Origin of the sequence: Cohnella endophytica (genome assembly GCF_003628305.1) — a bacterium.
Lineage (GTDB): Bacteria > Bacillota > Bacilli > Paenibacillales > Paenibacillaceae > Cohnella > Cohnella endophytica.
This window is the reverse complement of sequence record NZ_RBZM01000011.1, coordinates 23,427-41,195: the sequence shown is the minus strand read 5'-3', so window position 1 is coordinate 41,195 and position 17,769 is coordinate 23,427. Positions and strand designations below refer to the sequence as shown.

The following is a 17,769-nucleotide window of genomic DNA, read 5'->3' as shown; positions in this document are numbered from 1 at the left end:
TGGAAAATTAGAAATTTCTTAAAATTTACCTAAAGCCTAATCACAGTAAGGCTTTCAGCTCACCAAACGACAGAATTCCCCAGCAGGCGTATCGACAAAGAGAGGAATATCAGGCATGATGTCGAAGTATCTAAAGTCTGAATCTTAACAGGAAGTGATACCGTGATAGAAATGCAAGACATTTGGAAGACGTACGCGGACGGCACGACCGCTCTGCAAGGCGTCAATGTCGTTATTGACCGCAACGAATTCGTTTACATAGTGGGTCCGTCCGGCGCGGGCAAATCCACGTTCATGAAATTGATCTACCGGGAAGAAGTGCCGACCAAAGGGCAGATCTCCGTTAACGGATTTAACATAGGCAAGCTGAAGCATCGCAAAATTCCTTACGTCCGCCGCAACATCGGCGTTATTTTCCAAGACTACAAGCTGCTCCCGAAGATGTCCGCGTTCGAGAACGTAGCGTTCGCGATGGAAGTCATAGAGACTCCGCGCCGGATGATCCGTCGCCGGACGATGGAAGTACTCGAGCTCGTCGGCCTTAAGCATAAGGCGAGCAGTCTTCCCGCGCAGTTATCCGGGGGCGAGCAGCAGCGCGTCGCCATCGCCCGGGCGATCGTTAACAATCCTGCGGTTATCGTTGCCGACGAACCTACGGGGAACTTGGATCCGGAAACCTCATGGGGCATTATGAACCTGCTGGAGGAGATTAATTTCCGCGGCACGACCATCGTCATGGCCACCCACAACAAAGAGATCGTGAACACGTTGCGCAAAAGGGTTATCGCGATCGAGCGAGGCTCTATCGTTCGTGATCAGCTGAAAGGGGATTACGGCTATGAGATTTAGCACCGTTAGCCGTCATATTCGCGAAGGCTTCAAGAACGTAGCCCGCAATGGTTGGATGACGTTCGCGTCGATGAGTTCCATCGCGGTTTCCTTGTTCATACTCGGGATCTTCATGCTGCTAGCGCTTAACGTGAACAAACTGGCGGATCAATTAGATAATCAAGTTCAGATAACCGTCTATATGCAAGTGGATACCGCCAAAGCCAAGGAAGACGAGATCGAACGGTCGATCAAACGCATTCCCGAAGTCAAATCGGTAACCTTCGTATCGAAGGATGAAGGCCTGACCAGATTCCGCGACAGCATGGGGGAAGAAGGAAAGGCGGCTTTGGACGGCTACGAGAAGGAAAACAATCCGTTGCCCGACGCTTTCGAAGTCGAAGTGTTCGATCCGCAGAAGGTCGGTTTCGTCGCCAAGCAGATCGAAGCGATCAATACGACGGACCCGTCCAAGTCGATCTCCAAAGTGAAATACGGCAAGGAAACGATCGACAAGCTGTTCAGCATTACGAACGCGGTGCGCAATATCGGCTTGTTCATCGTGCTTGGCCTCGCGGTCATGGCGATGTTCCTGATCTCCACGACGATCAAGATGACCATTATCGCCCGCCGCAGGGAAATCTCGATCATGAAGCTCGTCGGAGCGACGAACAACTTCATTCGCTGGCCGTTCTTCATCGAAGGCGCGATCATCGGCTTCGGCGGTTCGTTCCTGAGCACGCTGGTCCTACTATACGGCTATTCCCAGCTCGTTCAATCGACGAGCGCAACGGTCGGCTTGTATATGATCCGCTTCTCTACGGTAAGCGAGGTCAGAACCCTCGTTGGCGGCACGATCGTCATACTCGGCACGCTGCTCGGCGTGTGGGGAAGTACGATTTCCGTGCGCAAGTACTTGAAGGTCTAATCTAAATTAACCGATAGCTGGAGATGGCAAACCCGTTTCCGAAGGAGGATTCACGTGACCAGGAAATTCCTGCTGCTGTTAGCGATTTTGCTAACGATGGCCGTGCTGATTCGGCCTTATGACGGACAAGCTCTCTCCGAAGTCGAGAAAATCGAACAGGACATCAAGAAACTCAAGGACGACATGGCTAAGGCGGCCCATAATCAGAAAGTCGCCGAGAAAAGCGTCAAAGAATTGACGGGCAAACAGGAAGCCACCAAAGAAGATATCCAGACTCTGTTGGATCGCATCGCCAAAGTGCAGAAGAACCTGGAAAGCACGCAAGCGAAAATCGCGGCGGCGGAAGAAAAGCTGATCCTGACCGGAGAAGAGCTGCAAGAAGCCATTAAGCAACGGGATACCCGGAACAAGCTGATGGACGAACGCGTCCGGATGGCGTATACCGCCGGGCCGGTTTCTTATCTAGACGTCTTATTAAGCGCGAAAAGCTTCTCCGATTTCTTGAGCCGGTTCGACGCGGTCGAGTCGATCACGACCCAAGACCGCAACATCGCCGACGAGAAACAGAAATATACGGACGAAGTGGCCGCGATGAAGGTTCAGCGCGAACAAGAGCTTGTCGACGTCCAGGCGTTATACAAAGATATGGAGTCCCATCAGGCCGAGCTCAAGCAAGACGAGAAAGATAAAGAAGTCCTCGTCTCGAAGATCGCCAAGCAGATCGAGGATATGGAAGAGATAAGCGAAGAATCGGAGAAACAGCTGACCGAGCTCGCGAAGCAAGCCTCCGCGCTCGAAGCCAAGAAAAATCGGATCAAAAATTATTACAAGGGCGGCAAGCTGGGCATGCCTCTGAAGACCGAATGGCGCCTTTCTTCGGATTTCGGTTATCGGATCCATCCGATCTTGCATACTAAAAAGCTTCACGCGGGCATGGATATGGCCGCCCCCAAGGGGACGCCGATCTACGCGGCGGAGACTGGCGTCGTCATCGTCGCCCAATCCTGGAGCGGCTATGGCAACTGCGTCATCATCGACCACGGCGGCGGTTTGTGGACGGTGTACGGACATATGAGCCAGATTATTGCCGAGAAGGGCGAAACCGTCAAACGCGGGGAGAAAATCGGATTGGTCGGCTCCACCGGCCAATCGACGGGTAATCATTTGCATTTCGAAGTGCGCAAAAATTCCGAACCGGTCGATCCCAAACCTTATCTGAAATAACGATCACGAGGGACAGCCGATTTTCCGACGATCCGGTCGGATGTCGGCTGTTTCGGCGTCCATATGGATAATAGCTTTTCCGTTGTCATAGTTTAACAATAGCGCTGAGGCAAGGAGTGGGGCTTACGTGTGGTTTCGAGGTCGCACCGTTGTTGCCATGATGATAGTTACGGCGTTGGTTGCCGGCATGGCGACGTACGCCGTTTTCGAATATTCCGGGTGGGCGTTGAAGTCACGAGACTCGCGACCCGGGGTCGCATCATCCGACATGGCGGATGGGCTTAATCAAGCGGAGTTGGATAAGATCAACAAAGCCGTCGGACTCATCGAACACCGTTATATCGCGCCGGCGGATAGGAACAAGCTGATCGACGGCGCGGTTCAGGGAATGGTGGAATCGCTGAACGATCCATTTTCGGTATACAAATCCGAAGAGGAAGCGGAGAAGTTCAGCGACTCGTTGCAAGGCGCGTTTACGGGAATCGGAGCGACTCTAAACGTCGTTAACGGTTTTATCGTCGTGGAGGCGCCGATCCGCGGATCTCCGGCGGAACGGGCTGGACTTCAGCCTAAAGATATTCTGCTCTCTGTGAACGGCGACAATCTGCAAGGGCTGCAGCTTAACGATGCGGTCGCCAAGATCCGGGGTCCCAAGGGGACGAAGGCCAAGCTGAAGGTTCGACGCGAGGGTCTTGCCGAACCTCTGGACTTGGAACTCGTTCGCGATCGCATAGATCTCCAAACGGTGAGTGCGGATTTCGGAACCGACGGAGTCGGCCAAATTACGATTAACCAATTCACGGAAGACACTTCGGGACAATTCGCGGACGAGCTTGGAGCCATGTGGGCCAAAGGGTTGAAGGCGCTCGTCATCGACGTGCGGGATAACCCGGGAGGCATGCTCCAATCGGTCATCGAGATCGCGGATCAATTGCTGGTGAAAGACAAGCCGATCGTCCAGTCCGAATACAGGGACGGCAAACGCAATGTCGACGTGGCGACTCACGGTGCCAAGAACGGTATCCGGGTTCCTATCGTCGTGCTCATGAACAAGGGCAGCGCGAGCGCGGCCGAAATTCTAGCGGGTGCGCTCAAGCAATCGGCTGGCGCTATTCTCATCGGCGAGCAGACATACGGCAAAGGAACGGTGCAAGCCTCATACCCTCATGAGCTTGGAGATCGTAGCCTGATGAAGCTTACTATTTATAAATGGTTGCTGCCGGATGGGACGTGGATTCACGAGAAAGGAATATCTCCGGATATTGCGGTCGAGCAGCCGGCTTACTTCCAAGCTTCCCGGCTTCCCAGGGATATCGTTATGAAGTACGACACCACGGGAGAAGCAGTCATGAATCTTCAGAATATTTTAGCTGGCGTCGGATTCCCCGCGGACCGAAACGACGGATATTTCAGCCAAGGAACGGCTCTGGCGCTTAAAGCTTTTCAGAAGCGCGAATCGTTGGAGGCGACCGGGGAAGTCACGGCGGAGACGGCGCAACGCTTAGAAGAGGCGCTTTATTCCAACTTGCTGATTGCGGGCAACGATAAGCAATTGCAGGCAGCGTTGGCAAAGGCTCGGGAATTGGCCAATGCTTCCAAGTAAATAATAAGCAATATCCGCAGGGAAGGAATTTTCTTGCTTTCGTCGAATACATTAGGAGGTTGGCCTTAGGCCAGCTTCCTTTTTCATGAAAGGGGAGGGGCAAGTGGATCCTCTGCTGGATATTTTGCGGGAAGCGGGACAAGCCGTGATCGGATTGTTCTCGTTACCTTATTTTTATATTGCGATAGCGCTCGTTATTTGGCATGCCAAACAAGGCGCAGCCCTCCAGCGCAAGCTGTTTCATGTGCGGCTGTATGGAACCTTGTATTTGACGATAACGAGGATCGCCGCGGGTATCGGGGTCGGATTCCTGCTCTCGTTGGCGGGAATGGGTTTCGGAGCGGGGGTCGGGTTGACCAAGGAAACGTTATTGTTCATCTGGGTCGCGATGGCGGCATTGGCCTTGTTCCGTTTGCGTTACGTGTGTCTGGCTTATGCGGCGGGAGCGTTAGGCCTGCTGCAGGCTCTTTCCGATTGGACGGGAATAAAAGGTTCTTCCGGCGCTTTCGAGGAGACGCTGAAGACGTTATCCGCGATCGATGTTCCTAGCTTATTGTTCTTGGCAGGCTTGCTGCATGTAGCGGAAGGAATTCTCGTTCGGCTGCAGGGGGCTAAGCTAGCGATTCCCCTATTCCTCCAAGGCAAACGAGGCAAGCCTATGGGAGCATACTCGCTAACGGGCGTATGGCCGATTCCCCTGCTATGGCTCATCCCGGCTTCAGGGGAAGGCTTTACGCTTCCGTGGACTCCGCTCTTCGGCGGAGATGTCTCCCTTTGGAGTCTGCTGGCTTTCCCCGTATTGATCGGATTCAGCGATCGTACGACGGCATTCTGGCCGCAAGAGAAAGCGAAAAGCTCGGGCAACTCATTGATCCTATACGGAATCATAGTGGCGGCTTTGGCTGCCGGAGCGGAGTACGTGGACTGGCTTGGCGTCGTTGCTGCCGTTGCCGCGTTCGCGTTGCATGAAGGCGTGCTGTTGTTCAGCCGCTCGCGGGAAGCGGGTCGAGATCCGATCTATTCCCAGGATGGAACGGGCGTAAAAGTGCTGGCGGTGTTACCTAACACTCCGGCGGTGGAGATGGGTTTCGAAGCCGGAGAAGTGATTCGCAAAGCGAACGGAGCGGTCGTTCGGAACAAAGAACAGCTGCATGCCGCGCTTCAGCGGCAGTCGGCGTTCTGTAAGCTGGAAGTCGCTAATCGAAATGGCGAGCTTCGGTTCGTGCAACGGGCCAGGTACGAAGGAGAACATTATCAATTGGGGTTGATCTTGGCGCCGGACGAAGACGTAGAGTTCGTAGCGGCTCCCCGATCGGCGTCCATCTGGCAAGGACTTCGGGCTGCGGGCGCGCGAAGGCTGAATAATTCGCCTACGATGCTGGCTAAGCGGGAAGCGAAACGAGCCGAGGCGGAGCAGGCGGCTGCCGAGCAAGCCGCAATGCTCGCGGCTGAAGCCGCGGCGGAACCGGATGAGAATGCGGGACTGCCGCCGCGGGGAAGTTCCGCGATTCCAAGAAAAAAGGGTTGACTATCCCCGCCCGCTGAAGTATTTTGGAATGACATCATCAGGAATTGGCTGCCTAGGGTTCCACGTCGCGCCGCAAGCGCGTCGGTTCGGTCCGAGAGGGAGCGCGTTTTCGCGAATTGCGGAGACGAACACGGCGGGATAAAAACCCGGGAGTATCGATGACGGTTCGAAGCGACGGTATTTCGTTGCGCGGACCCTCGATGCGCTCGGGTTTTTTGTTGCGTATCGGGAAAAATGAGAAGCGGAGGTGCGGCATGAATCGTAATCGATTCTGGTTATTGCTGTTGTTGGCGGGATTGTGCGAGGTCGGTTGGGTATCGGGACTAAAGCATGCGGATAATGTAGGGGAGTGGGTGTTGACGGCCGTCGGCATCGTGCTCAGCTTCATGGGCTTGATCTATGTCACTCGCATCCTGCCGGTGGGGACGGCGTATGCGATATTTACGGGAATCGGCGCCGCGGGAACGGTGTTGGCGGAAACCATTTTTTTCGGAGAGACGCTGGACGCAGTCAAGATAGGGTTGGTTATCGTCATGATTATCGGAATCGCGGGTTTGAAAATGACGTCTCACGGCTCCGAACGGGAGGTCGAGGAATAATGGCTTGGTTGTTGCTCGTGTGCGCGGGTTTGTTCGAAGTAGTCGGCGTAATCGGAATGAATCGTTATAATCTGAAAAAAGATGCGGTGAGCATGCTGTTGCTCGGAGGCGGCTTCGTCGCCAGCTTCCTGTTGTTGTCGGTGGCGATGAAGTCGATCTCGATGGGAACTGCCTACGCGATCTGGACCGCGATCGGAACCGTGGGCGGGACTCTTGTCGGGATGTTGTTCTATGGGGAGTCCCGCCAGGTTCTCCGAATCTTTTTCCTCTGTCTCGTCTTAGGTTCCGTTATCGGACTGAAAATAATCGGCCACTAAGGAAAGCATCGCTTAGGCGTTTCTTTTGTTTTTGAAGAGTAGGTAGGAATATGCGGTCGGTATAAGCGAACTGGCCGCCGCGCCGGCGATCGTTACTCCGATTCGCCAAGGCATGGATCCGAACCAAGCCGTAACGAACATGAGCAAGCCGGACGCAACCCACAATTTGGCTCCCAGGCGGTGCGTGTGTCTCCAATTGTCGTCGTCCATAAGCGCCCAGGGCGTTCTGATCCCGATGAAGAAGTTGCTGCGCACCTGCCCCATTCGGTTGCCGACCAGCATCCATAATACTCCGAGGCCTCCAACGATCAACTTGGGCATCGGGAGGTCATATCCCGCGTTATCTAGGATGATGAACAGGAAGACAGCTTGAAGGAACAAGCTGATTACCCACCGTATCAAGTAGAAGTAGCCTTCAAACCGGGCGTAATTGCTTTGGCGCGGATCGATGTAACGAGATAAGGAGATGAGCACGGGCAGGGCGATGCCGAGTCCGGCATACAGAAGCCAGAAGCTCCACTTCGCCATCGTCCTGTCTACTTCCCCGTGGACGTTGTAATGGGAAGCCACGTTGTCGGGAAGCTTATCGTTAAAAACTAGGAACATTACGATGAAAATCAGAACGTTAATGGCAATGAGGATCCAAGAATGATTGAGCCAAGAGGTTTTGGCAGGCGTGTTCGAATTCGTCGTCATAGCGGTTAGTCTCCTTTGGTACCGATCATTCCGAGAAACCAGCCCATGGCTTCTTGCATGACGGTCAGATTAATGGAATAGATGATGTTCTGCCCTTGGCGTTCATCTTGCACGAGACGGGCTTGCTTTAGAATGTTCAGGTGATGGGAAATACTCGGCTTGGAGATGTCGAATTGATCGGCGATGTCCCCGGCGCTAAGGTCCTTCTCTTTCAGAAGCTGGAGGATCTTGCGGCGGGTCGGATCGGAGAGCGCCTTGAAGGCGTCGTTCATGAGGCTTCCTCCTCGGGGATGGCTGACGTATGTGAATGCTTGAGCGCGAATCCCACTATTTGATATTTAGCCAATTGTCTAAATCTTATATTTAGATGATAAGCTAAATATTAAATAGCGTCAAGCCGTTTTCCGCGAAAAAAAGAACGGGCGGCAGGTTCGCGTCCGTTCTTGCACTCATTGGTTTGAAGCGAGAGGTTAAGTCGTTGACGTCTGCTGGCTCATGACGAACAATACGACGGCAGCCGCGACTCCCAGGCATAACAACGTGAAAAAAGTAATTTTGATGGCGCTGCGAGGGACGTGACCGGATACCGTTCCCGTCTGACCGTTGACCATATAGTAAAAGGGCTTGGATTTGTAAGTATAGCTAGCGTTCCATACCGGGAGCAGCAGATGCTTATAAGTAATGTCGTCAAAGGTGGTTCGGATGTTCAGGTTACGAATTTCGTCGCCCCCGATAATATCCTTGATTTCATCTCTTAATTGTCCGTTCGCGACGTCTTGAGCTTCCTCCCAGCCTTCCTCGCGGGTAACCGAGTAGCGTTCGGAAATATAGCCGCTTAAGTATTCCGGTCTATAGGCGTGCAGTTCGTCGAGATTGAAGTCGCCAAGCTTCTCTAGCAGCTTCTCGTCGTAATGCCCGGATGCGGGAATAAGAATATCGTCGAACGAGCGGTCGTAATCTCCGTTCGTATAATGCCAAACCGTATAACGCTCTGTCGTCGTGTAGGTTTCCGTCTTGCCGTTGACGACCCGGGTACGGGTAACCGTGCGGTAATGATAAACGCCGACCTCTGCGGTATAGACGGAGTAGGTTTCGGTATCGTAAGTCCAATAAGGAATATAAATGCTATTCAGCTCGGAACGGACGTCCTGCTTTTTGAACGCGTTCGGGAGAAACCATCGTTTCTTCTTCCAGGAGGCGAAGGAGCTAAGCGCCTGGTCGCGGGACACCTGGAACGGGATAATCGATTCCGGACGGATGCTGCGCACGTTTTCCTCCAGAAGAACCTTAGGAGACCCGCAAAAAACGCATAGCGACGTCGTCTGATCGGGCGGGATCAGCGTTTCCCCTCCGCAAGCCTCGCAATGGACGGCTTGCTGCTCCGTTCCCCAATCATGCAAGCTTTCGAGGTCCTCGTCCTCATCGTCGAAGGAGTGTTCCTTGGCTTCCCCGACCACGCTATCGATCGTCTTTTCCGCGGCGCAGTATTGGCATTTCAAATTCTGGCTTTCCGTATCGAATACCATCGGCCCCCCGCAGCTTGCGCACGGGAAGCGGATGGCCGCCGCTGTCGTCTCGGTACTCATATCGCGCTTGGCCTCCGTTATGTTTTGCTTCCGCATTCGGAGCAGAATTTGGCGTTCTCGGCCAGCTTGCTGCCGCACTCGGAACAGAACTTTTTGCCGGCAGGCTGCGCGGAGGGTTGCGAAGGAGCAGCTTGAGCGGGCGCTTGCTGGGCGTAGGGCTGTTGCTGAGTGTCAGCCGGACGAGCGGACATCTGATTCATCATCTGGCCCATCATTTGCCCCATCGCCATGCCCGCACCCAATCCGGCTCCGGTTCCGGCAACGCCGCCGTCGGGATTGTTCGCGGCTTCGCGGATCGCTTCGGCGGTCTGGTATTTCATGTATTGATCGAGATTGCCGGCGATATTCATCGAGGACTTGCGGTCGATCATTTTCTCGACTTCCTCCGGCAAGGAAATGTTCTCTATCGTTAAGCTGGTGAGAGCCAAGCCGAAGGCGGCAAACTGCGGCTGCAGCTTGGTAACGGACAGGTGGCTAAGCTCGTTATAGGAGCTGGACAAGTCCGCGACCGGAATTTTCGCTTCGCCGATCAAGTCGCTAATGCCGGATACGACGATCGATTTGAAGAAACCGGTAATGGAGGAAGTGTTGAATTCTTGTTTCGTGCCGAATATCTCGCGCAGGAATAGAGCGGGATCGTTGATCTTGATCGAGTAGTTCCCGTATCCGCGCATGCGAATAATGCCGAATTCCGGATCGCGCATAATAACCGGATTCGTAGTTCCCCACTTCAAATCGGTGAAATTGGTCATATTGAGGAAGTATACGTCCGCCTTGAACGGCGAGTTAAACGCGTATTTCCATGAATTGAGCGCGGTAAGGACGGGCAGATTCTGCGTGCTGAGCGTATGCGTGCCGGGTCCGAACACGTCGGCGAGCTGTCCTTCGTTCACGAAGATCGCGGCTTGGGATTCGCGTACGATAAGCTTCGCGCCCATCTTGATCGCGTTGTCGTAAGCGGGGAAACGGTATACGAGAAGCCCTTTATCGTCTAGCCATTCGATGACTTCGATGAACTGGCCTTTAATGAAATCGAATAAACCCATGCTTCACTCTCCTAGTCGGCGGCCGTTCATGAACGGCATCTGTATTTCCCTTATCATACCAGAAAATGTCGAGCATTTGCTTTGATGATCGGCTTGGCGGAGACGGTTTTTTTTCCATTGGGGGAACGCTGATAATATGGGATTTATTGGCTTGTTTCTTTTGACGATGCGTACGGAAAAAGGTATAATGAATGCCATGCGAACACACATTCTATTCCTGTTCGGTAGACGAGAGGGGGATATCGGTAATGTCGGTTTTGGAAGCGGAAAGTAAGCCGTTTAAGCTCGTTTCGGAATTTCAACCATCCGGGGATCAGCCGAAGGCGATCAGCCAGTTAGTCGAGGGCATCTCCGAGGGAAAGAGATATCAGACGTTGTTAGGAGCGACCGGAACGGGGAAGACGTTCACGATCGCGCAGACGATCGCGCAGGTAAACAAGCCGACTCTGATCATCGCCCACAATAAGACGCTCGCGATGCAGCTGTGCAGCGAATTCAAGGAGTTTTTCCCGGAGAACGCCGTGGAATACTTCGTCAGTTATTATGACTACTTTCAACCGGAAGCCTACATTCCGTCGACTGATACGTATATCGAGAAGGATTCAAGCATTAACGACGAGATCGATAAGATGCGCCACTCCTCGACGGCCTCCTTGTTCGAGCGGCGGGACGTCATTATCGTGGCGAGCGTTTCGTGCATCTACGGTCTCGGTTCTCCGGAGGAATATCGTGATTTGCGCCTGAGCTTGCGCGTCGGCATGGAGAAGTCGCGTAACGCGATTCTTCATAAGCTGATCGATATCCAATACGAGCGCAACGATCTGAATTTCGTTCGGGGGACGTTCCGCGTCCGTGGGGACGTCATCGAGATTTTCCCCGTCTCGCGGGGGGATTCGGCGATTCGCGTCGAGATGTTCGGAGACGAGATCGAGCGGATTACGGAGATCGACGTGCTGACGGGCGAGATTACGGGACAGCGGGAACACGTCATCATTTTCCCGGGGTCTCACTTCGTCACCGGCGAGGAGAAAATGAAGCGCGCTCTCGTGAACATCGAACGCGAGCTGGAGGAGCGTCTCGTGGAGCTGAGGGACGCCGGCAAGCTGCTGGAAGCGCAGAGACTCGAGCAGCGCACGCGTTACGACTTGGAGATGATGGCCGAGATGGGGTTCTGCTCGGGCATCGAGAACTATTCCGGACCGATGACGTTCCGGGAACGCGGGGCGACGCCTTATACGTTAATGGACTTCTTCCCGGACGATTATCTGATCGTTATCGACGAGTCCCACGTTACGTTGCCTCAAGTACGCGCGATGTACAACGGCGACCAAGCTCGGAAGACGGTACTCGTCGATCATGGCTTCCGTTTGCCGTCCGCTAAGGACAACCGACCTTTGCGCTTCGAAGAATTCGAGGAGAAAGCGAAGCAGCTCGTGTTCGTCTCAGCAACTCCCGGCCCCTTTGAACTCGAACATACGCCGACGGTCGTGGAGCAAATCATCCGTCCGACCGGCCTCATCGATCCGATCATCGAGGTACGTCCGACCAAGGGCCAGATCGACGATTTGCTGGGCGAGATCCGCGATCGGATCGCCAAGGACGAGCGCGTGCTCGTGACGACTTTGACGAAGAAGATGTCCGAGGATTTGACCGACTATATGAAAGAAGTCGGCATCAAGGTGCGTTATCTCCATTCGGATATCAAGACGCTGGAACGGATGGCGATTTTGCGGGATCTGAGGCTCGGCACGTTCGACGTGCTGATCGGGATCAACCTCTTGCGGGAAGGACTCGATCTGCCGGAAGTATCTCTCGTCGCCATTCTGGATGCGGACAAGGAAGGGTTCCTTCGTTCCGAGCGCTCGCTCATCCAGACGATCGGACGTGCGGCGCGGAACTCGGGCGGAAGAGTCATCATGTACGGGGACAAAATCACCGACTCGATGGAGAAGGCGATCGGAGAGACGGAACGCCGTCGTACGATCCAGCTCGCATACAACGAGAAGAACGGCATTACGCCGCAGACGATCATCAAGAAGGTGCGGGATCTCATCGAAGCGACGAAAGCCGCGGAGTCGAAGAGCTCGTACTTATCCGGCTTCGAGGATTTGAGCAAGCTGTCGAAGAAAGATCGGGCCTCCATGGTCGAACGCCTGGAATTCGAGATGAAAGAAGCTGCGAAGAGCTTGCAGTTCGAGCGCGCCGCGGAGCTTCGCGACGCTTTGATGGAGCTGAAGGCGAGCTTGTAGTGTTGTCGGCTATACGCGCTGAGCAGGTAGGAGAGGAAGGAGAAGGACCTTGGGGCGGTGCCTGCAAGGCCCTTTTTTTCTTGCGCGTTTACTGGATGGGGCTTACCCGAATGAAGGCGAGCAACGGTGCGATTGCCATGTGGCCCTTCTGCGATTGATCCCAGCAGAACCCTGAAGACTTGAACCTCCACCTGATGGGATTTCACTCCGTTAAGATGTTTTGTATCGCTAGAAACTCATAATCGCTCATTTTTCCTCCTATCCGCGGCTGTTGAGGTATTGTTTCGTAGGTAACTAAAAATCGCTCACGTGCCTCCCAATCCGTCGCTGTTGATGTTTTGTTTCTCAAGTAACCAATAATCACTCTCTTTCCTCCCAATTCACCCCTTGCTCTACTACACACATTCAATGATATCGCCACCCGTTACGATGTTTTTCATCGCAAGAAGGTGAGAATAGAGCATTTTTCGCCAAAATCGACTCTGTTACGATGTTTTTCATCGCAAGAAGGTGAGAAAAGAGCATTTTTCGCCAAAATCGCCAGCCGTTACGATGTTTTTCATCGTATGATGAGCAATTTCGAAGAGAAAGTTAGTTGTTACGATGTTTTTCAACGCAAGAGTGGGTGGAGTTGGGTGAAATTCCGCCTAAATCGACTCCGATACGATGTTTTTCATCGTATGATGAGCAATTTCGAGAGAAAGTTAGCTGTTATGATGTTTTTCAACGCAAGAGTGGGAGGAGTTGGGTGAATTCCGTCTAAATAGACTCCGTTACGATGTTTTTCATCGCATGATGAGCATTTTCGAAGAGAAAGTTAGCTGTTACGATGTTTTTCAACGCAAGTAGGAGAGAATTAAGTGTTTTCCGCCTAGTTCACCTCCTTTACGATGTTTATCATCGTAAGATGCGCTAGCCCGAAAAAGCGTGCACTCAGGGACCTCATTGCAGACTTTTTCAACAGCCTACGGTTACTTAGAATTTGTTACTCTTTTAGCCATGAAATTTATAATATTTTCACAAAAAATAAAATGAAAATCCGGCAATATAAGTGTAGAATTGTGTTGTTGTGTGTCATGATTCGCCATGCGACTAAACAGCGACAAACGGTTGCAACCTATGGATGCGACCATTGCGCGTATCTAGGAGGAAAAAATGAGCAAAACTATTTCAATCGGCATCGTAGGTTACGGTAATCTTGGACGAGGCGTTGAATCGGCGATTCGCCAGAATCCGGATATGAAGTTGGAAGCGATATTTACCCGCCGCAATCCCGATTCCCTGAATGCGGGCACGCCGATGGTATCGATCGACAATATCGAGCAATATAAAGGCAAGATAGACGTCTTGATTCTTTGCGGCGGTTCCGCTAAGGATTTGCCGGAGCAAGGGCCGTCGTTGGCGAAGCATTTCCATACGGTCGATAGCTTCGATACGCATGCGCTGATCCCGGAATACTTCAACAAAGTCGACGACGCGGCCAGCACGAACGGAAACGTAAGCGTCATTTCGACCGGTTGGGATCCGGGTTTGTTCTCCCTTAACCGTTTGATCGCGGAAGCAGTGCTGCCTGACGGTAAAGAATATACGTTCTGGGGCAAAGGCGTTAGCCAAGGCCATTCCGATGCCATTCGCCGGGTGGAAGGCGTTAGCAACGGAATTCAGTACACGATTCCGCGCGAAGAAGCCGTAAACCGCGTGCGTAGCGGAAGCAACCCCGTGTTGACGACGAAAGAAAAGCATTTGCGGGAATGCTTTGTCGTACTCGAAGACGGCGCAGATGCGGAAGCGGTCGCGAACGAAATCAAGAACATGCCGAACTATTTCGCGGATTACGAGACCGTCGTTCATTTCGTGTCCGAAGATGTTCTGAAAGCGGAGCATTCCAAAATGCCGCATGGCGGAAACGTACTGAGAAGCGGTCAAACCGGCGAGAACAACGGCAATACCCAATTGGTCGAATTCAGCTTGAAGCTGGATAGCAATCCCGAGTTTACGGCTAGCGTTCTCGTTGCTTACGCAAGGGCGGCATACCGCATGGCGCAAGCGGGACAGTCCGGAGCGAAAACGGTGTTCGACGTTCCTTACGGATTACTTTCGCCGAAATCCCCGGAGCAGCTTCGCAAAGAACTTCTATAAAATAACAAATGGTTTGCATGAGCTGCCGCAGTTCTGTATAATGAACGGGAACACACATTCCTATTGTGTGCGACTGCGGCAGGCATGAAATCAAGCAGCCCCCGCGAAGTCGCGAAAGGGGCTTTTTCGTTTTGGCTAACGAGAAGATTATCATCAAGGGCGCAAGAGCCCATAATTTGAAAAATATCGACGTTACGATTCCGCGCGACAAGTTCGTCGTTCTGACTGGCTTGTCCGGTTCGGGAAAATCGTCTTTGGCATTCGATACGATCTATGCCGAAGGGCAGCGTCGATACGTCGAGTCGTTGTCAGCTTATGCCCGTCAATTCCTCGGGCAGATGGACAAACCGGACGTAGACTCGATAGAGGGCTTGTCGCCAGCGATCTCTATCGACCAGAAGACAACAAGCCGTAACCCGCGGTCAACCGTCGGTACGGTCACTGAGATCTATGACTACCTGAGGTTGATGTTCGCGCGTGTGGGCAAACCGCATTGTCCGGATCATGGCATAGAGATTACGTCGCAGACGGTCGAGCAGATGGTTGACCGCATTATGGAGTACCCGGAACGTACTCGCCTACAGATTCTAGCTCCTATCGTATCCGGTCGCAAAGGAGAGCACTCCAAGCTGCTGACCGACGTGCAGAAGCAAGGTTTCGTTCGCGTCCGCGTGAATGGGGAAATCCGCGATCTGGCCGAGAAGATCGAGCTAGAGAAGAACAAGAAGCATTCCATCGAGGTCGTCGTGGACCGCATCGTGGTGAAGGACGACGTGGCTTCGCGCCTTGCGGATTCCCTGGAAACCGCGCTGAAGCTGTCCGGGGGTCAAGTTCTCGTGGACATCATCGACAAGGAAGTGCTCATGTTCAACTCGAACCTCGCATGCCCGGAATGCGGCTTCTCGATGGATGAGTTGGCGCCCCGCATGTTCTCGTTCAACTCTCCTTACGGAGCTTGTCCCGAATGCGACGGCCTTGGCGTGAAGATGGTCATCGATCCCGATCTATTAATACCGGATCGCGCCCGCAGCATCGAGGAAGGCGCGTTCGAAGCTTGGGCGGGCAGCACTTCGAACTATTATCCGCAGTTTCTCAACGCGGTGTGCGAGCACTACGGAATTCCTACGGACGTACCGGTCGCGGAGCTGAACGACAAGCAATTGGAAGTCATCTTGTACGGAACGGGCGGGGAGAAGATTCGGTTCCGTTACGAGAACGAATTCGGGCATACGCGCGACGCCCAAGTTCCGTTCGAAGGCGTCGTTCACAATTTGGAGCGCCGTTACCGGGAAACCGGATCCGAGGGCATTCGCGAATTCATCGAAGCCTATATGAGCGCTAAGCCTTGCGGCAAGTGCAAAGGCCAACGCCTTAAGAAGGAATCGCTGGCCGTTACGGTCGGCAAGGAGAACATCGCTTACGTTACTTCTCTTTCCATCGGCGACGCGCAACGCTTCTTCTCGGGATTGGAGCTGAACGAGAAAGAGCTGGCGATCGCGAACCTCATTCTGAAGGAAATCAACAATCGTCTGGGTTTCCTCGTGAACGTGGGCTTGGATTATTTATCCTTGTCGCGGGCGGCGGGAACGTTGTCCGGCGGAGAAGCGCAACGGATCCGGTTAGCGACTCAGATCGGCTCCAGCTTGATGGGCGTGCTCTATATCCTGGACGAACCGAGTATCGGTCTTCATCAGAGGGATAACGACAGGCTCATCCAGACGCTGAACCATATGCGCGATCTCGGCAATACGCTCATCGTCGTCGAACATGACGAAGATACGATGATGGCGGCCGATTGGATCATCGATATTGGACCGGGAGCGGGCATCCACGGAGGAACCGTAATCGCGGAAGGCACGCCGGAGCAGGTGATGGCCAACGAGAATTCGTTGACCGGAGCCTATCTCAGCGGTCGGAAGTTCATCCCCGTTCCGCGGGAACGGCGTAAGCCGAGCGGCAATTGGCTGGAGATCAAGGGAGCGAAGGAGAACAACCTGAGAAACCTGAATGCTAAGTTCCCGCTTGGCGTGTTCACGGCGGTTACGGGCGTGTCCGGATCGGGGAAATCGACGCTCGTGAACGAAATCCTCTATAAGACGCTGGCACGCGATTTGAACAGAGCGAAGACGCGTCCGGGCACGTACAAGGAATTCCTTGGCTTAGAGCATCTGGAGAAGGTTATCGACATCGACCAATCTCCGATCGGCCGTACGCCGCGCTCTAATCCGGCGACGTACACCGGCGTGTTCGACGACATTCGCGACGTGTTCGCGATGACGAACGAATCGAAGGTTCGCGGCTACAAGAAAGGCCGCTTCAGCTTTAATATCAAGGGCGGACGTTGCGAAGCGTGCAAAGGCGACGGAATCATCAAGATCGAGATGCATTTCTTGCCCGACGTCTATGTGCCGTGCGAGATTTGCAAAGGCAAGCGCTACAATCGCGAGACGCTCGAAGTGAAATATAAAGGCAAGAGCATCGCGGAGGTTCTGGCGATGACGATCGAAGACGCGACGGAGTTCTTCGTTAACATTCCGAAGATCCACCGGAAGATGCAGACGCTTATGGATGTCGGCTTAGGCTATATGGATCTCGGCCAGCCGGCGACCACGCTGTCCGGAGGAGAAGCTCAGCGCGTGAAGCTGGCGGCCGAGCTTTATCGTCGCAGCACCGGCAAGATGCTGTATATTCTCGACGAGCCGACGACCGGACTTCACGTGGACGACATTGACCGTCTGCTTCAAGTCCTTCACCGACTCGTAGATTCCGGGGAGAGCGTGCTCGTCATCGAGCATAATCTCGACGTCATCAAAACGGCGGACTACTTGGTCGATCTAGGTCCGGAGGGCGGCAACGGAGGCGGCACGATCGTCGCAACGGGAACCCCCGAAGAAGTGGCCAAAGTAAAAGGCTCTTATACCGGCAAGTATTTAGGGCCGGTATTGGAACGGGATCGCGCCCGGACTGAAGCGGCATTGGCGAATGTGTAACGAAATAATATAAAGAAAAAGAAGACGAATCGTCCC

At 53.5% G+C, this 17,769-nt stretch carries 14 protein-coding genes and 1 riboswitch; of the genes, 10 read left to right on the top strand and 4 right to left on the bottom strand.

The window, feature by feature from the left end; all coding sequences use genetic code 11:
- Positions 1 to 162 precede the first annotated feature (162 nt).
- The 7 genes from ftsE (at position 163) to D7Z26_RS23175 (ending at position 7,027) form a co-directional block, all read left to right on the top strand.
- On the top strand, positions 163 to 849 hold the full coding sequence (gene ftsE, locus D7Z26_RS23205) for a cell division ATP-binding protein FtsE (RefSeq protein ID WP_325050471.1): 687 nt from the start codon (positions 163 to 165) through the stop codon (positions 847 to 849).
- The gene (gene ftsX, locus D7Z26_RS23200) at positions 839 to 1,756 is read left to right on the top strand and encodes a permease-like cell division protein FtsX (RefSeq protein WP_120979416.1); all 918 of its coding nucleotides are present in this window, start codon (positions 839 to 841) and stop codon (positions 1,754 to 1,756) included. Before ftsE ends, ftsX begins: the two co-directional genes overlap by 11 nt.
- Before the next feature lie 54 nt (positions 1,757 to 1,810).
- The gene (locus D7Z26_RS23195; RefSeq protein WP_120979415.1) at positions 1,811 to 2,980 is read left to right on the top strand and encodes a murein hydrolase activator EnvC family protein; all 1,170 of its coding nucleotides are present in this window, start codon (positions 1,811 to 1,813) and stop codon (positions 2,978 to 2,980) included.
- Positions 2,981 to 3,107: 127 nt separating this feature from the next.
- Positions 3,108 to 4,583, top strand: coding sequence for a S41 family peptidase (locus D7Z26_RS23190; RefSeq protein ID WP_120979414.1), 1,476 nt, complete (start codon positions 3,108 to 3,110; stop codon positions 4,581 to 4,583).
- A gap of 103 nt (positions 4,584 to 4,686) precedes the next feature.
- Positions 4,687 to 6,111 carry a PDZ domain-containing protein gene (locus tag D7Z26_RS23185; protein WP_147423889.1) on the top strand — a complete coding sequence of 475 codons (1,425 nt, stop codon included), beginning with the start codon at positions 4,687 to 4,689 and terminating at the stop codon, positions 6,109 to 6,111.
- A gap of 41 nt (positions 6,112 to 6,152) precedes the next feature.
- A riboswitch (guanidine-I (ykkC/yxkD leader) is annotated at positions 6,153 to 6,266 on the top strand.
- Positions 6,267 to 6,365: 99 nt separating this feature from the next.
- Positions 6,366 to 6,710, top strand: coding sequence for a DMT family transporter (locus D7Z26_RS23180; RefSeq protein ID WP_120979412.1), 345 nt, complete (start codon positions 6,366 to 6,368; stop codon positions 6,708 to 6,710).
- Positions 6,710 to 7,027, top strand: a complete 318-nt coding sequence (locus D7Z26_RS23175; protein WP_120979411.1) for a DMT family transporter — start codon at positions 6,710 to 6,712, stop codon at positions 7,025 to 7,027. The genes D7Z26_RS23180 and D7Z26_RS23175 overlap by 1 nt, the downstream gene beginning before the upstream one ends.
- A gap of 12 nt (positions 7,028 to 7,039) precedes the next feature.
- Here D7Z26_RS23175 and D7Z26_RS23170 read toward each other — a convergent pair whose 3' ends face one another.
- The 4 genes from D7Z26_RS23170 to D7Z26_RS23155 form a co-directional block, all read right to left on the bottom strand.
- Positions 7,040 to 7,723, bottom strand: coding sequence for an SdpI family protein (locus D7Z26_RS23170; protein ID WP_120979410.1), 684 nt, complete (start codon positions 7,721 to 7,723; stop codon positions 7,040 to 7,042).
- A gap of 5 nt (positions 7,724 to 7,728) precedes the next feature.
- Positions 7,729 to 7,995 carry an autorepressor SdpR family transcription factor gene (locus D7Z26_RS23165; RefSeq protein WP_120979409.1) on the bottom strand — a complete coding sequence of 89 codons (267 nt, stop codon included), beginning with the start codon at positions 7,993 to 7,995 and terminating at the stop codon, positions 7,729 to 7,731.
- Positions 7,996 to 8,193: 198 nt separating this feature from the next.
- Positions 8,194 to 9,309 (bottom strand): hypothetical protein, encoded by a 1,116-nt coding sequence (locus D7Z26_RS23160; RefSeq protein WP_120979408.1) that lies wholly within the window; start codon positions 9,307 to 9,309, stop codon positions 8,194 to 8,196.
- Between the two features lie 17 nt (positions 9,310 to 9,326).
- Positions 9,327 to 10,355 (bottom strand): SPFH domain-containing protein, encoded by a 1,029-nt coding sequence (locus tag D7Z26_RS23155; RefSeq protein WP_120979407.1) that lies wholly within the window; start codon positions 10,353 to 10,355, stop codon positions 9,327 to 9,329.
- Positions 10,356 to 10,603: 248 nt separating this feature from the next.
- On the opposite strand from D7Z26_RS23155, the gene uvrB reads away from it, so the two are divergent.
- From uvrB to uvrA, 3 genes are all read left to right on the top strand, one after another.
- Positions 10,604 to 12,604, top strand: coding sequence for an excinuclease ABC subunit UvrB (gene uvrB / locus D7Z26_RS23150; protein WP_120979406.1), 2,001 nt, complete (start codon positions 10,604 to 10,606; stop codon positions 12,602 to 12,604).
- A gap of 1,155 nt (positions 12,605 to 13,759) precedes the next feature.
- Positions 13,760 to 14,743 carry a diaminopimelate dehydrogenase gene (locus D7Z26_RS23145; protein WP_120979405.1) on the top strand — a complete coding sequence of 328 codons (984 nt, stop codon included), beginning with the start codon at positions 13,760 to 13,762 and terminating at the stop codon, positions 14,741 to 14,743.
- 131 nt (positions 14,744 to 14,874) lie between these two features.
- Entirely contained in the window at positions 14,875 to 17,733 is a 2,859-nt protein-coding gene (uvrA, locus tag D7Z26_RS23140) for an excinuclease ABC subunit UvrA (protein WP_120979404.1), read from the top strand.
- Positions 17,734 to 17,769: the final 36 nt, after the last annotated feature.

Excerpts from the sequence above, each read along its gene's own strand:
- ftsX (WP_120979416.1), top strand. The coding sequence starts at position 839 with ATGAGATTTAGCACCGTTAGCCGTCATATTCGCGAAGGCTTCAAGAAC.
- D7Z26_RS23180 (WP_120979412.1), top strand. The coding sequence starts at position 6,366 with ATGAATCGTAATCGATTCTGGTTATTGCTGTTGTTGGCGGGATTGTGC.
- D7Z26_RS23175 (WP_120979411.1), top strand. The coding sequence starts at position 6,710 with ATGGCTTGGTTGTTGCTCGTGTGCGCGGGTTTGTTCGAAGTAGTCGGC.
- D7Z26_RS23170 (WP_120979410.1), bottom strand. The coding sequence starts at position 7,723 with ATGACGACGAATTCGAACACGCCTGCCAAAACCTCTTGGCTCAATCAT.
- D7Z26_RS23165 (WP_120979409.1), bottom strand. The coding sequence starts at position 7,995 with ATGAACGACGCCTTCAAGGCGCTCTCCGATCCGACCCGCCGCAAGATC.
- D7Z26_RS23160 (WP_120979408.1), bottom strand. The coding sequence starts at position 9,309 with ATGAGTACCGAGACGACAGCGGCGGCCATCCGCTTCCCGTGCGCAAGC.
- D7Z26_RS23155 (WP_120979407.1), bottom strand. The coding sequence starts at position 10,355 with ATGGGTTTATTCGATTTCATTAAAGGCCAGTTCATCGAAGTCATCGAA.
- uvrB (WP_120979406.1), top strand. The coding sequence starts at position 10,604 with ATGTCGGTTTTGGAAGCGGAAAGTAAGCCGTTTAAGCTCGTTTCGGAA.
- D7Z26_RS23145 (WP_120979405.1), top strand. The coding sequence starts at position 13,760 with ATGAGCAAAACTATTTCAATCGGCATCGTAGGTTACGGTAATCTTGGA.